This is a genomic window from Geofilum sp. OHC36d9 (assembly GCF_052400685.1).
Classification (GTDB): Bacteria; Bacteroidota; Bacteroidia; order Bacteroidales; family Marinilabiliaceae; genus CAZHHH01.
Map to the genome: position 1 here is coordinate 105,003 of NZ_JBQTGJ010000003.1, position 16,034 is coordinate 121,036.

General features: G+C 39.9%; 8 protein-coding genes and 2 tRNA genes. 5 read left to right on the forward strand and 5 right to left on the reverse strand.

Annotated elements, in window-relative coordinates:
• Positions 1 to 53: 53 nt before the first annotated feature.
• The 3 genes from ACT3CD_RS05350 to trpB all read left to right on the forward strand — a co-directional run bounded on the left by ACT3CD_RS05350 (position 54) and on the right by trpB (position 4,181).
• Positions 54 to 1,430 (forward strand): MFS transporter, encoded by a 1,377-nt coding sequence (locus tag ACT3CD_RS05350; protein ID WP_444643651.1) that lies wholly within the window; start codon positions 54 to 56, stop codon positions 1,428 to 1,430.
• A 28-nt stretch (positions 1,431 to 1,458) separates the two neighbouring features.
• The gene (locus ACT3CD_RS05355; RefSeq protein ID WP_444643653.1) at positions 1,459 to 2,436 is read left to right on the forward strand and encodes an ROK family protein; all 978 of its coding nucleotides are present in this window, start codon (positions 1,459 to 1,461) and stop codon (positions 2,434 to 2,436) included.
• Positions 2,437 to 2,975: 539 nt separating this feature from the next.
• Positions 2,976 to 4,181, forward strand: coding sequence for a tryptophan synthase subunit beta (trpB, locus tag ACT3CD_RS05360; RefSeq protein ID WP_444643655.1), 1,206 nt, complete (start codon positions 2,976 to 2,978; stop codon positions 4,179 to 4,181).
• 190 nt (positions 4,182 to 4,371) lie between these two features.
• On the opposite strand, the gene ACT3CD_RS05365 is transcribed toward trpB, so the two are convergent.
• Positions 4,372 to 6,204 (reverse strand): peptidase U32 family protein, encoded by a 1,833-nt coding sequence (locus ACT3CD_RS05365; RefSeq protein ID WP_444643657.1) that lies wholly within the window; start codon positions 6,202 to 6,204, stop codon positions 4,372 to 4,374.
• Complete coding sequence (locus tag ACT3CD_RS05370; protein WP_444643659.1) at positions 6,186 to 7,622, reverse strand: glycoside hydrolase family 16 protein; 1,437 nt, start codon at positions 7,620 to 7,622, stop codon at positions 6,186 to 6,188. The genes ACT3CD_RS05365 and ACT3CD_RS05370 overlap by 19 nt, the downstream gene beginning before the upstream one ends.
• 293 nt (positions 7,623 to 7,915) lie before the next feature.
• On the opposite strand from ACT3CD_RS05370, the gene ACT3CD_RS05375 reads away from it, so the two are divergent.
• Positions 7,916 to 7,991, forward strand: a tRNA-Gly gene (locus ACT3CD_RS05375).
• 6 nt (positions 7,992 to 7,997) lie between these two features.
• Positions 7,998 to 8,083, forward strand: a tRNA-Leu gene (locus ACT3CD_RS05380).
• A 162-nt stretch (positions 8,084 to 8,245) separates the two neighbouring features.
• Here ACT3CD_RS05380 and ACT3CD_RS05385 read toward each other — a convergent pair.
• The 3 genes from ACT3CD_RS05385 to ACT3CD_RS05395 form a co-directional block, all read right to left on the reverse strand.
• Positions 8,246 to 9,934 carry a RagB/SusD family nutrient uptake outer membrane protein gene (locus ACT3CD_RS05385; RefSeq protein WP_444643661.1) on the reverse strand — a complete coding sequence of 563 codons (1,689 nt, stop codon included), beginning with the start codon at positions 9,932 to 9,934 and terminating at the stop codon, positions 8,246 to 8,248.
• Between the two features lie 12 nt (positions 9,935 to 9,946).
• Entirely contained in the window at positions 9,947 to 13,099 is a 3,153-nt protein-coding gene (locus tag ACT3CD_RS05390) for a SusC/RagA family TonB-linked outer membrane protein (RefSeq protein WP_444643663.1), read from the reverse strand.
• Between the two features lie 900 nt (positions 13,100 to 13,999).
• Complete coding sequence (locus ACT3CD_RS05395) at positions 14,000 to 16,018, reverse strand: RagB/SusD family nutrient uptake outer membrane protein (RefSeq protein ID WP_444643665.1); 2,019 nt, start codon at positions 16,016 to 16,018, stop codon at positions 14,000 to 14,002.
• Positions 16,019 to 16,034: the final 16 nt, after the last annotated feature.

Genomic DNA, 16,034 nt, shown 5'->3' on the forward strand with positions numbered 1-16,034 from the left:
TAAAAAATTGAAATTTAAATTAACATTGCATCCACATCTAACAAGAAACAACTATGGAAAATAAAAACAACAATGTCATGGTCGGCATGTCGGTCTTCGGCGCCATTTTCTTTATTTTTGGTTTTGCCACCACGTTTATTATTCAATTGAGCGCTCCGGTAATGGCGGTGTTCGATTTGTCTGAATTTCAGGCGCAACTTTTAACCTCGGCTTTTTTTATCGCCTATCCTATTATGTCCATACCTACTGGTATGCTGGTTAACCGTATCGGATACAAATGGACGGTAAGCTTAGGTCTTATTTTGATGGCTATTGGTAGTCTTATCTTTTTGCCGGCGGCCAAATTGCCTTCTTATCCGCTTTTTTTGGGAGCAACATTTATTTTGGCAATTGGCGTGGTATTTTTACAGGTGTCAGCCAATCCTTATGTAACAGCTATTGGTCCAGAGAGCTCAGCTTCCAGTCGGCTTAACCTTACCCAGGCTTTAAATTCTATTGCAACAATGGTGGCCCCATGGCTAATTGCTGTAGTTGTTTTTAAAGGGTTAAATTTACCTGTTGATGCCACGGAAGATATGAAGGTTAATTATGGTTTGCAGGTGGCTGATCGTATCCCGTTTCCTTTTATTATCATGGCCATTATTGTTGTGGTCGTCGCTATAGCTCTGTTTCTGATTAAACTGCCGGTTATAGCCATTGACAAGAATAAGCAGAAGGGGAAAAGTGTATATAAACACCCACATGTTCTTTTGGGGGCTTTCGCCATTTTTTGTTATGTAGGAGCTGAGGCGGGTAACGCTGGTTTGATGACCAACTATCTTAAAGGTGGAACTCTTAATCTTTCATCTGAAATGGCAGCTATATATGCTTCTATTTATTGGGGAGGTGCTATGGTAGGACGTTTCTTCGGTTCTATTATGTTTTCCGACATTAAATCAAAGAAATACATTTATGTGGCGTTGGTTTTGGTTTTGGCCTTTATCTCAGGAGCATTTGTTACCGAATGGAACTGGACTATCGGCGCTATATTCACAGGTATTGCATTTATAAATTTTGTTATTATGCAATTTGGTAAAGGTAAGCCGGCCCGTACGTTGGCTATCTTTGCATTGGTGGCCGGTATGCTGGGGCTTGTTACCACATTTACGACCGGTCATGTGGCTTTATGGACGGTGGTTTCAATAGGATTGTTTAACTCTATCATGTTCCCCAATATCTTTGCTTTGGCGGTGAAAGATTTAGATGGATCAGAATTGGGCTCTGCTTCAGGTATTATTAATGCCTTAATTATTGGTGGTGCTGTTATTCCTCCATTGATGGGGTCAATTGCCGATAACTATGGCTATACTTATGCCTATATCGTTCCGGCTATTTGTTATCTTTATATTTTCTTCTTCGCAGTTAAAGGAAGTAAAATCAGAATAGCTTAAATGGGTTGATAATTTTAAAAATATTAAAATGAAGAAATTTTCAGTAGGAATTGATATTGGTGGTACAAACACGGCTATCGGAATTGTAGATGAAGCAGGAAATGTATTGGTCAAAGGTCGCATTGATACCCCTTCGCATGGGGATGTTAATCGTTATGTAAAAGAGATGGCTGGCGCACTCCGTGAAATGGCCAAATCGGTTAAGTTGACCAACGATGATTCCGAAATATTAGGTATTGGAATTGGTGCACCTAACGGTAATTATTACAATGGAACCATAGAATACGCGCCTAACCTTTCGTTTAAAGGTGTTGTACATCTGGTTGCTTTGCTGAAAGAAGAATTTCCTGAATATAAATATGTGGCTTTAACCAACGATGCCAATGCTGCGGCTATTGGTGAGATGGTTTACGGTGGCGCCAAAGGCATGAAGAATTTTGTAATGTATACACTTGGCACAGGCGTAGGGAGTGGTATTGTGGTAAATGGTGATTTGGTTTATGGACACGATGGTTTTGCCGGAGAGTGTGGTCATACTACATTAATACCCAACGGTCGTTTATGTGGCTGTGGCGCCAAGGGCCATCTGGAGGCATATTGCTCGGCACCTGGAATGAAACGTACCGCTTTTGAATTGATGGTTAAATACAATGCCAGTGATAGTCTTTTGGCCGATAAGTCTTTTAAAGAGTTAAATTCCAAAATGATTTTTGAGGCCGCTGAGAAAGGTGATAAAATTGCACAGGAGGTTTTTGAGCTTACTGGTGCTTATCTTGGTCAAGGATTGGCCGATACAGTTCATCACCTGTCTCCTGAAGCCATTTTCCTCTTTGGTGGCCCAACAGCAGCAGGTGATTATATTTTTAAACCAACCATTGCCAGTATGGAGAACCATTTGTTGCCCATCTTTAAAAATAAGATTAAGGTATTGCCTTCTAAACTGAAGGCCGGCGACGCTGCTATTGTTGGCGCCAGCGCTTTGGTGTGGAAAGAGCAGGAAAAATAATGTTATTCGTTTAATAAAAAAAGGTATTGGCCGTTTGGTTAATGCCTTTTTTTATGATTTTTTTTTAAATGTTGAGGTTATTTAATGAAAATTTGAAAATTCTGATTCGCCTAATAAGTTGTTTTAGGATGAAAAAGAGACTATTGTTGAAGCTTTAGATGTAAGCAAGAGAGGTGAAACGTATACCCCCAACACAACGCGAAAATGGTTCTCATTTTTTAGGGAAGTGCTATGTATAGTATCCGAGAAGCCTGCCTTATTTAAGTGTAGATAATCAGAATGTTTTTGACACCGTGATTTTTGAAATTACGCTACACTAGCATTCAAATTTGGTATTTACATCTGTAAACTCACATTTTATAATCTGCACAAGCCTTTAATTTCATTTTTTTCTAAAATCCTGACTTTATGGATATGCACTAATTAGAGTAGCATAATACAATATTTTTTGATTTGTATTTTTTACTGTAAAAACTGTAACCAAAAGCCCCTGCTTAGATTTTATTTGTTAATTTTAAGCATCAAAAAAAAAGGAAATTATGTCTGCCAACTATTTTAAGAAGTATCCATCAAAAGATGGTTTTTATAAAGAGTACGGTGGTGCTTTTTTACCACCGGCGCTTGAGGCTGAAATGAAGAAGATTAACGATGCTTATTTTGCCATTAGCAAATCGCATAGTTTTATCTCCGAACTACGCAGCATTCGTAAACATTATCAGGGCCGTCCGACGCCGGTTTATTACTGCAACCGTTTGTCGGAGAAGTATGGCGGTCGCATATATTTGAAGCGTGAAGATCTGAACCACAGTGGGGCTCATAAATTGAATCACTGTATGGGAGAAGCGTTGTTGGCTAAATATTTGGGGAAAAAGAAGCTGATAGCTGAGACTGGTGCCGGACAGCACGGGGTAGCCCTGGCGACAGCCGCAGCCTATTTCGGCCTTGAGTGTGAAATTCACATGGGCGAAGTTGACATCGCCAAGGAGCATCCTAATGTTGTTCGGATGGAGATTTTAGGTGCAAAAGTAGTGCCTGTTTCGCATGGCCTTAAAACGCTAAAGGAAGCTGTTGACTCAGCTTTTGAGGCTTACGTGAAAGATCCTATTAATTCGATCTATTGCATCGGCTCAGTGGTTGGTCCGCACCCATTTCCTATGATGGTGCGTGATTTTCAAAAAGTGGTGGGTGATGAAGCCCGCGCACAGTTTCTGGAGATGACCGGTGAATTGCCCGATAGTGTGGTGGCTTGTGTTGGTGGTGGTAGTAATGCCATGGGGATCTTCTCAGGTTTTATGAATGATGAAGAAGTTGATCTGTATGGCGTGGAGCCCGGTGGCCGCTCAATGAATCTGGGTGATCATGCTGCCACAATGGCCAAAGGAACACCTGGTTTGATTCATGGTTTTAAGTGTTACTTATTACAGGATGAAAAAGGAGATCCGAGTCCTGTTTATTCGGTTGCCAGTGGGTTGGATTATCCCGGCGTGGGGCCAGAGCATAGTATGCTTAAAGATATTAAACGTGCCAATTATGTGGTCGCTAATGATAAGGAAGCGATTGATGCTTTTTTTGAGTTAAGTCGTCTGGAAGGAATTATTCCTGCGCTGGAGAGTTCACATGCCGTGGCATTTGCAACTAAACTGGCACAGGAGCAGCCCCAAAAGTCTATTCTTGTTAACCTGAGTGGACGTGGCGATAAGGATATTGATTTTGTGATGGAAAATTACGGTAAGGATTATGTATAATTGATAACAGCTTTATATAATAGATGCTTTCAAGTAGAGTTCTAATTTCTGCTATTCTTGTTATTAATAATGGCCCCTGTTTCGGCAGGGGCTTTTTGTTTTTGTGACGGATGCAGAAAATAGATTTGAAATTGCAACGTGGTATTGATGTTGCTTTATCTTAACAAGCGGCGAATTTATCGTTTTCTGGTTATGATTTTTTCCATATTTCCATCTCACATTTTGCACAGTCAAAACGAAGTTCAAAAGTTTGATCGCCACGCGACATAATTAATGGTGTCGATTTGACATCTTTATTTTCACGTGGACACAAATTATTGGCGTGGCGAATGCAATGGCGGGTTGTCATCACTTTTATCTCTCCATTGGCAGGCTGAAGCTCAAGACCCATCGCCATTTTTTCTACCTGATGGTGTCGATAAAATTCTTCAGACAGAGTGTTGGTGATATTACTGCTGTAATCATCCAACTTGTATGGGTAAGGATGGTTTGTCGGTAATAATTCGGCTGTCTCCTGCCGGTATTGTTTCATTCTGTTTTGTTGGTGCAGATCACACAAATTGCGACGCATTTGGTTGATAAATCCGGCTGTTATAAAAAGAGACTGGCTTAAATCAACTCGTATGTTTATGGGCTTAAAAATAGTGTTACCCCATTTGCTTAACTGGTTTTGTATCTGTTCCAGCGCTTTCACGGGTTTTTGGGCCAGTTCTTTTTTTAATGCTTTTTCAATAACAGTCGTTATCTTATCTTCGTCGGTAACCGATAGCTTAACCCCCTTATCTGTTTCGGTAAAGTGTAGCGATATAGTTATTTTTCGCTGGCCTTCGCTTTTGTTTAACTGCCTATCGAAGGCCTGATCATGGTTTCGGAATAATGTGGCGCCTGCATATAGTTGATTTGTGTCGTCGGCTTCTATTTTGTTTCCGGTGGTACGGTTAACCCGGAAGCCTTTTAATTCTCCTTTTTTTGTCAGGAAACAGAGTCCGTCGCCATTATTAACGGAGATGCCCTTTTCCGGGATGAAATAGTCAGCTCCGGTTTTAATCACTTTACCCAGTTTTTCTCCCATACTTTTTGGGCTATGAGGCGACCAGATAGAATGTTGACGTCCATTGATGAAATAAGAGGTGAAACCGCGCGAGAAGGATTTTTCAGGACTGGCCGCAAATAATGGATGGGTGATTCCCGAAGAAGCTCTTTTTAGATGATCGTCAGAGTCAATAATTTCATCTAATTTTTGACGATAATAGGTGGTGATATTTTTTACGTAACCAGCATCTTTCAGGCGTCCTTCTATTTTAAAGCTGGTAATACCAGCGTCAATAAGCTGTTGCAGACTATTACTCAGGTTTAAATCTTTAAGTGACAGTATATGCTGGTTGTTAATAAGGACATTGCCTTGGGGTGTTGTCAGTGTATAGGGTAACCGGCAGGGTTGACTGCATTCACCACGGTTAGCGCTTCGTCCCGTCGTTTGATGGCTCATATAGCATTTGCCGCTATAGCATACGCATAACGCTCCATGAACAAAAAATTCGAGAGGAACCGACGTTTTGGCTTTTATATCACGAATTTGATCCAAAGTTAGTTCGCGTGCTAACACCACTTGCCTAAAGCCGGCATCTTCCAGAAATTTTACTTTTTCGGGTGTTCTGTTATCTGTTTGAGTGGAGGCATGTAGTGGGATAGGAGGGAGATTCATTTCCAGTATGCCCATATCCTGCACAATAATGGCATCAACTTTTATTTTATAGAGCTCATTGATGAGAGTTTCGGCAGCTTTAAGCTCCTCGTTGAACAATAACGTATTGATCGTTACATAAATTTTAACACCAAAAAGGTGGGCATATTCAGTGAGTTTTTGTATATCACCCAGGCTATTGCCGGCCTGCTTACGGGCCCCAAACCTGTCGGAACCAATATATACTGCGTCGGCACCGTGATTAATAGCTGCGAAACCGCATTCCAAATCACGGGCCGGCGATAGCAGTTCCAGACTTTTTATTTTTTCTGATAACATTTTATCCAGTCAATTTCCATTTCAGCAGGAAGATGCATTTTTGTGGGTTCAGTTGGGAGAATGGTACACAGGGATAAATACATTGGTTCCTGAGGTACGTTGTCGGTTTGACGCCAAACTTCGACGCCGTTAATACGCCATATTAAGGCTTCTTTGGTCCATTCAAGACTGTAAATGTAATAACGATTGGTAAAAGTTGCCCCTTTTACTGTTTTTGTGAGTTTGGTCGATCCGTTATACAAGCCACATTCAATGGCATTATTTCTGGTAAAAGCCGTTTTGAATATGTCAATATGAGGGGTCTGTTTTTCTCCAACCAGCCAAAAGGCATTGACAGCAGGAAAGGTTTGGTCGAATTTGACTTTTGCTTCAAAAAGACCGTATTGTTGGCGAAAACTTTGTCCAGTACTGATTAATCCAGATGTGTATTCAAAGGATTTATCGATGAAACCATGCGTAGTGTCCCAACACTTTCCATTTATAGATTCTTTACGTGTGATAATTTTTAGGATGCTATTGCGGATTTCCACGTTTAGATCGGTAAACATCTGGTATTCGCTCGCCGGCACATAGTTATCGTTCATGAGAGCTTTACCCCAATAGTACCCAGTCATCCACTTGGATTCATTAAGTTTTAGCTGGTCAAAATCATCTTGAAATGTGAGATCCCATTTTTTTAGTTCTTCAAATGGCTTCGTTTTCTGAATCTGCAGAAACCATTTGATTTCTTCATTTTTTTCAAGTGTTTTATATTCGTTGATAAGCGCAGCCTCTTCCGATTTTTCGAACCGCTTTTTATCTTCCAAAAATGCTTTTTGATCTAAAAAAGTCTGCGATTGTACAACGGCTTCAAGTTGAAAGAAGGTATTTAAACGATCGCTGTCCTTTAAATTGATAACGGTTTTATATTGGTTTGACCGTATCGTTTTATGATAGAATTTTAAATCGGTATCTTTTTTAAGAGTCTTATAGCGTTGATATTTTTGATACGCCTCGCTGTTTTTAAAACCTTTTGCGGCTTTCACGGCATGAAATTCTGCTGAATTGATATAGTCAGTAAGTGTTTGAAATTCTTCAAAAATTGGCGAGGCAGCTATTTGCTCCATCCTTTTTAGTTTTCCTATTTTGATGAATTTAAGATAGGTTTTAATGTCGGATGACGACTTAAGTGCTTTGTATTGATCTAATTGTCGCCATTCTTCGCTGTTCTTAAACTTTAAATGTTTAAGGTTTTGAACTTTTTTTTCAAATTCGCCGGAATGAACAAGTTGGTCAAGTTCGTAAAAACGAGCCAGTAATGGCGATGTTTTAAATTCTGTAAAGCGTTCAAAATTTGATGTAAGCTTATTGATTTTATCCTCATACTTTTGAGTTGAGGGATATTTGCTTCCAAAAGGAATGCCTAAGAAAGTTGCCATTCTAGAGTAGATTAGATTTAATTGCTAGTTTTGGATTACGGAAAAATTTTCAAAGGGTTTATTTTTCAAGCCGAAAATTAAGAAAATTTGTGGATATCCTGTATGGTTAATCATAATTTGGTCATTTATATCCATTTTCAGGCTTAATGTTAGCTCTTGTTGAAACCTTTGCACGTATCAAATTCAATGGTTAATTCATCAAAACTTATTATTTTTTATTTTTTGTTGAAAAGCATTTTGTGAGTTGCAAAATTTTATATCTTTGCAACCGCTTAATAATTATTAGCAGCTATGCGGAAATAGCTCAGTTGGTAGAGCACGACCTTGCCAAGGTCGGGGTCGCGAGTTCGAGTCTCGTTTTCCGCTCCATTTATTGCCCAGATGGTGAAATTGGTAGACACGTCAGCTTGAGGGGCTGGTGCCGGTTTTACGGCGTGCAAGTTCGAGTCTTGTTCTGGGCACAAAAAAGCTCCCGATTACGAAAGTAGTCGGGAGTTTTTTTGTTGGCCATATAGTTATTAAAGTGGCTTGAAATCAAGTTTTTTAATGAGTTGTTCAACCATTGGCTTATCATAGGAAAAAAACAGCCGGGAAGGTATCTTTCCGGCTGCTTCCATTATTATTTATTTCGTAAATCCGGGATTCTGAGTTAATGCCTCATTTAATTCCATGGCCGAAAGAGGAATCGGGCGCAGTAACTTTTGTTGACCATCAGCGCCAACAAAGAGATCGCTTGAGTTGATATCCGGGTTATACATAAGACAATTGTCAATCAATTTGCCGGTACGTTTAAGATCTACCCATCGATGATTTTCGCCTGCTAATTCACGTGCTCTCTCATCCAGAATAAAATCAATAGTCATGTCTTCTGTGGCTACTTCAGACGCTTTGGCGCGTGTGCGAACAGCATTGACATACGGCACAGCTTCCCCTGGTTTGCCTGCTTTAATAAGTGCTTCGGCAGCAATTAAATAGGTTTCTGATAACCGAGCCAGGTAAACATCGCGCATGCTACATGTGGTGCTGAAATACTTCGCAGAAGTTTTATCATCAAACTTTTTAAAGCAAGAGACTCCAAATACATCGTTTACCATTTTGTCTTCATATGAAGTAACGACGATGGCGCTTTTGTCTTTATTAAAGTTGGGTCCGCTTTCCGTCATTGGTATAATGTATGAGTCGGCACGATTTTCAGGGTCGGCAGCACGCCAGGCTGCGGTGTCGCTTACTAGCCATTCGGGTGGGTAGTAAGCAAATACCTTGGTGTTGGCTAAATCAGCATTGTAATAGTCGAAGTAATGGTTATAAAGTGTAACCATGAAAGTTCCTTCATATCTTTCGTCGTTGGGATCATCGGCAAATAGTTGATGCATTCTTAATGTAGGGGTAAGGGTAGAGGTACAGTATTTATGTCCTGCTTCGGGACCATCAAGGTATGTGCTGAAATGGGCTTGTTGTTTGGATCCGTCACTTGAGGGATCGGAGACCGATGTCTCACTGTAAACTACTGAAAAGATAATTTCATCGTTTTGTTCATTATCTATATCCATTAATTCAGCAAAGGGCAGTGTGAGCTGATCACTGGCTGCAATTACCTGATCGGAATACAATCTGGCATTATTGAAATCTTCGTTGCTGTTTGTGAGGTATCCTATTGAAAGATAAGCTTTTGCTAAAAAATGCATAGCGGCCCGTTTGTCTGCATGTCCAAAGTTTGAATCGGTAGCCTTGTCAAGTAGGGCACTTCCCGAGCCCGATAGATCGGACAGTTCGTCGATGATAAATTGATAAACTTCTTCAGCTTCGGTGCGAGGTGTTGCTGGCATTGCTCCCGATATACGTTCTTTAATTAACACTACGTCGCCAAATTGTTCAACTAGCAGAAAATAGTAATAGGCACGCAGAAAACGGGCTTCATCAATATACTGATCTTTTTCTGCAAAATCAGAAACTATGTTTCCATAATAAATTACATCATTGGCAAGGCTAATGGCACTGTAGCAATCAGAATAGAAGGTTGAAATACTTGATACAGTATTATTGTAGCCACTGCCGTACAGGCCAATGTCGTCAACGGCAGTTCTTCCTGATGCAAAAAGGTCGGTGCCGGCACAGAAGACCCAGGGATCGCCGCCATAGGTGGTACGCAGACTTGAATAGGCACTGTTAATAAGGCTTGTAAAGCCATCTTCTGTCCCGTAAAAATCGGACTGCGGAACATTTGACCTATTATCCTGATCGAGATAATCTGAACAGCCTGCAATCATAAAAGATAATAGGATCGAAAACAAGAATATTTTATTTGAATTCATAAGATTTCAGTTTTAGAATTTTAAGTTTACCCCAAATTGATATGTAATAGAGCTAGGTCCTCCAGTACCGTCGGTAAGGCTGGCGTCAGCCCATTCAGGATCAAAACCCTTATAATCGGTAAAAGTAAATGGATTTAGTACATTGCAGTATACACGCATATGCGCAATTTTTATTTGCTCCATCCATTTTTGAGGCATGGTGTAACCAATGGTTATGTTTTTAACTTTAACGAAAGAGGCATCAACATATTGGTTGGTGTACAATTCTTTATGTTTTCCTGTTCCCCAGCCATAACCACCTCCATGGTGATTGGGTCGGTCATTATCCGGATATGGATAGGAGCCCATTTGGCCTGCTGTATTAATAATTGTAGAACCGTCACTGTTTAGACCCCCAAGAGTGGGATTGCCTTCGGGTACATAAAAATCCATACTTAATTTAGTCCTACCTCGGTCTGAATAGTCAGTAAATTCAGCCATAAACGGACTAGCAACAGTACTTCCTTGTTTGGTATAGATAGAGAATGAGAAATCGATGTTTTTATAGGTCATATTTGAGTTGAAACTTCCCGTCCAGTCTGGAAGAGCATGTCCCTGAATGATTCTGTCGTCGCTATCAATGACATTATCATCATTTTGATTGACGATTTTCATGCTGCCTTCATAAAAGCCATAGGTGGTGTATAATGAAGGGTCGTTAGCAAGATCCTGTGCGGTTGTAATACCATCATACTCCAATTCATACATAACGTCAATAGGTTGTCCTATAAACCATTTGTTGGCCACAATATCTTCCTTTTTCCCGTTCAGTTCAAGTATTTCATTTTTGTTTTTGGAGAATGTGAAAGAAGTTTCCCACCTGAAATTTGATGTTTTGACATTTAATGTATTAAGCATTAGTTCAATACCCGTATTTTTGACTTTCCCTACGTTATTCCACATTGTGCCACCTAAAGCACCCATTTCAACAGGTATTTTTTGTTCCATCAACAGATCTTCAGATGTTCTGTTGTACCAGTCGATAGATCCATTAACACGGTTATTAAAAATACCATAGTCAAGACCAACGTTAAATTCTTTGGTCTTTTCCCAGGTTAAATCTTCATTGACAAAGTTTGAAGGACCATAGCCTCCTGCCAGCTCCTGATTAAATGAATACCAGTATTTTGTACTAGCCAGAGGTTGGGTTGTGTAAGCACCAATAGAGGCGTTGTTGCCTGAAACTCCGTAGCTTACTCGTGTTTTGAGGTTTGAAAGCCATGCTAAGTTGTCTTTAATAAAGCTTTCTTCGTTTAAACGCCAGGCCAGTGCCATAGAGGGGAAAGCGCCCCATTTATTGTCTTCAGAAAATTTTGAACTTCCATCCCAACGTGAAGATATGGTTGCCAGATATTTGTTTTTAAACGAATAATTGGCTCTAAGAATGTAAGAGAGCATAGTAATCTTACTGTATGAGCTGTTCGGATCTTGAATACTGGCTGCTGCACCTAAATTATACCATTCTGTGGCAAAAGGAAAATCAATTCCTGTAAGGCCATCGTCCTGGTACTCGCTGCTATACATACTAACAACTCCTAGTAAGTTAATGTTATGGTCGTTAAATGTTTTAGCATATTCTAACTGATTATCCCAAGTGTAAGAGAAATTTTCCTTGTTGGTGATAGTTGACTGGTGGGTGCGTGTTTTTGAGTTTACTTCAGCATCAGGTCCATACCATTGTCCTCGTTTGCTGTGCATATAGCTGGGTGAAAAAGTTGTTTTTAAATTTAATCCTTTTATTGGACTGTATTGTAAGTATATGTTGGTGAGAATGTTGTATGTCCGAGTCTCGTCGGCTGAATTTAGTCTGTCGACCAAAGGACTAACCGTACTAGAGAATCCGGTTGGATATCGAGCGTCTTTACCCGGTTGGTAATTGAGTTCTCCGTTTTCATCGTAGGGCAGCCAGTAGTCGTTAACTCTAAAGCTATTAATGACTGAATTTTGGCTGCCATAGTCCTGATTCGTTACTGCCAGATTTATGGAGATTCCAGTTGTAAATTTTTCATTTAACTCACTGTTGATGACGGCTTTGACGTTTGTGCGATCGTATTTATCACCCAGAATGCCATCTTCTTCCTGACGACCGATACCCATGTGGTAAGAAATGTTATCAGTGTTTCCTGCAATATTCAAATAATGATTTTGTTGGGTTCCTTCGGTCAGCATTAAGTCGCGCCAGTCAATGAAATCTTCATTTCGATACATTTCCTTCATGGTATCACTGTTGCCAGCCCAAACGTTAGCAATACTTCCGTCGGTAATTGATCTTGTTACTGAGCCATCGGGATTGATCGTGGTATCAGTATAGCGCATAAAACGATAAGCTGCCCATTCGCGTCCGTCCATAAAATCAGGCATGCGGGCTACTTTTTTGGTTCCGTAGTATCCATCGTAGGTCACGGTAAATTTCTTACCACTACCCGGTTTGGCCGATTTGGTTGTTACCAATACCACTCCATTGGTAGCTCTTGAACCATAGATTGCTGTTGATGAGGCATCTTTTAAAATATCAATTTTTTCGATATCGGACGGATTTAAAAAGTTGATATTGTCTGTTATAATTCCATCAACAACATATAAGGGTTCTCCGCCCTGTAATGAACTTTTTCCTCTTATTTGAATTTTAAATCCGTCGCCCGGCCGGCTGGAACTTTGTGAGATGTCTACGCCGGCTACCTGCCCTTGTAAAGATTCCATGACGGTGGTTGAACCTTTGGCCGTCAGTTTTTCGCTTTCAACTGAACCGACTGAACCTGTAAGGTCAGATTTTCTCATAACGCCATAACCTACAGCGACGACTTCATCAAGGTTTATGAAGCTTTCGTCAAGCACAACCGATAAAATCGTTTGGCTCCCAATGGGTACAGTCAGCTCTTTAAACCCAATGAATGAAAAGGTTAATGAAGCCTTTTCTGCATTGGAAACATTCAATGAAAATTCTCCATCTGCATTTGTGATTGTTCCATTGGTGGTTCCTGATATTATAACATTAACTCCTGGTAATGGGAGCCCCTGGGAATCGGAAACTTTCCCCGAGATTGATTTTGTTGTTTGTGCCAGAACAGCTGATGAAAGCATCAGTGTGGCGACAAAAACAAAACATTTAAAAATACTTTTTTTCATATTCTAAGATTTAATGGTTGTTATAAATGATTTTAACATCTATTTGCAATTGTAGCGAATTCTCGTTAGTTCAAAGTGTGTTTATTTGATAAATTATGTGTGGTATTTTGTTTAATTGATTGTTGTTGTGTATTAGTTTGTTGTGTTATAGCTAGTGAGGGAGGATTATGTGCAAGTAAAATGGCGGAGCCATAATCTCCATTTTTAGCATGGTTTTATATTATTATCAGAGTTGACAAAAGGACTCTAAAGTTAAATATTGAATCTGATAAAATCTTTGGGATTGGTTTTGTATTCTGTTCAAAGGGATTATCCAATAATCGGTTCAGTTCAAATTTCACCAAGAGATTTAATTTTAGAAAGGCAACCCGATTAGACATACACCAGTCATGTTTTGTAGAAGCCTTGAGATATAGAGTAATCATTGCTGTCCAAATCTGAATTAAAACTGCGTTAGTCGATGCGTCTGGAAAGAATTTGATGTTCAGCAATTGTTTTATGCCTTTGAAGAATTGCTCAATCACCCATTGGGTTTTGTCCAGATCCGATGTGGTATTTGCTGACCAAGTAAATTGGTTGGTGATTTGTTCTATGGTTTGTAGGTTGATTTCATCCCAAACAACAACACGTCTGAGTCTTTTTTAATATTGTCTTTGGGTTTTCGCGTACTCCAGTTCGAAGTATTCGTCAACACGTATATGTTGATGTCAGTTTTAAGGGAGCTCTCGTTCACCAAGGAGGTAACCAATTTGTTTTTTTATGCTTTGATACCACAAAAATAATCGCTCCGAGAAACTGAAGCCTAATTGGTTTTATTTACGACAGATGTGATTATTATGTCATTTTGCAAAAGATAAAGGCCACCTCGAAAGGTGGCCTTTATTGGATTTAGGGTATAGATTAGTATTCCGGATTTTGCCAAAATCCACTGCCTGGCGTTACACTATAGTTGGTAACGGCATCGATTTGAGTTTGTGGTATCGGACGTAATAAGTGATGTTCATCAATTTGTCCTGCGGCTTGTGCATTATAGGATTTAACTCTGTTAACCAGTGTTTTGGTGCGTTTTAAATCGAACCAGCGCTGTTGTTCGCCACACAATTCTATGGCACGTTCTTCCAGAATAGTTTCTAAAGTTGCAGTTCCAGTTAATTGATTTTCATCTTCCATACCAGGAATAGCTCTCACTTTTCGTAGTTCATTTATGGTGCTCATGGCATCTCCGTTCCCTGTATATAGTTGGCATTCAGCTTTAATCAGGTACATCTCGGCTAACCTTATCACAACTGCATCTCGTTTTGAAATGTCGTGTGTGGGATAATTAGGGTCAAAGACATCGTTTAGGAATTTTTTAATACCAGGAAATGAACACCAACCTCCGATTTTGTACGAGTTGTATCGATCATCACCATATACACTTGATGTTGCTTTAGCGGTTTCCGTAGGAAGAGCTGTTGCTGGATTCATTGTGGTGTAAATAGGTATGTCACCATTTGCCATGAATTGAACGCGATAACGATCCTTTGCCCATGCCTGAAGTGATATGCCTTCTGGTGAATCACCGTCCAATGGGGCATAGAATATTGCCGTATCCAGTATGTTTGGATAGTTTTTAGAACTGCCTTCCAAACCGGGTGCAATGGTATAAGCGTTTAACAGAGTCGCTTCCGGGCGTTGATCTGTGTCGCGATTTTTTTCGAGGAGTTGCCAAAGGTATAATGAAGGCAGGTAACGGGTAAAGCCACGGCTATATGGAGAATAGTATTCGGCAACTCGTATCATTTCTTTGGTTACGTAGTGTTCAATATAGAATGTTTTTTCGTTGAGGGCACGTACAAACGTTTCATTACCATTGTTTCCAAGGTCAGAGGCTCCATTATTCCACATACCGACGAACATAAGAAGCATGGCATTTCCACCTCGTGAGTAACCGGTTCTTGTAATCAGAGAATTGTAATCGAGAGGCTCCCCTTCTGTGTCTTTTCTATACCGTTTGGGGATACAATTGGCCGTTGTGGAGATGTCAGAAGAATATGTAACCCCCCAAATAGCTTCTAGATTGGATGTGACGTCTTCGTTGTTTAAAGTCCAGGTGTCAGCATAATTACTGTAAAATTCTGCAATTCCACTTCCAATAACATCTTGAGCTTCTGTTTGAGCTAAAGTATAAAGGTTTTGACCCGAATATTTTGTATTTGAGGTAATGCTGTTTGGCCCTAACCAGGATGCGGCATATAACAAAACTCTGGCTTTAAGTGCGCGGGCAGCCCAATAGTTTGCCCGACCATCCGCTTTTGTCATGTAGCCGGCTGTTTCAAACGCGGTTACAGCATTATCTAAATCAGCTAAGATTTTACTGTAAACTTGTTCTTCAGGAAGTCTGTCGGGATTGTATTCGATATAGGATTGAGCTTCTTCATTATATGGTACAGGACCCCAGATGTTTACTATATGCCAGTAATAAAAGGCGCGCAGAAAGTATGCTTCACCCAAATATTGACTTTTTTTTGTATCGTTCAGAATCTCATTTAATGGGACGTATTTTAAAACGTTGTTACAAACATCAACAGCACTGAAGAATAGTTCCCAGTAATGATCCAGGCTTGCATTATCACTGGTATTCATGTCTAAACTTTCGGCTGTTAAATTATAGGAGTTTAACGATTTTTGTTTGTTGTCGTAACCATAATAAAATAGATCGGTTCCCATTTCTGATAAACCTAATCCGGCTTCTTTTCCATACCATCCGCGTGCAAAGCTGTAAGCAGAGGCGACAAGGCCATCAATTCCTGCGCTTGTTGCGTACGATAGCTCTGGTGCTGCACCAACTTTCACCTCTTCTTCCAAAAAATCAGAACATGAAGGCGTGACTATTATTAGTGCTAAAACAGTAATAAGACTATATATTTTCTTTTTCATTTGTATACCTTTTAAG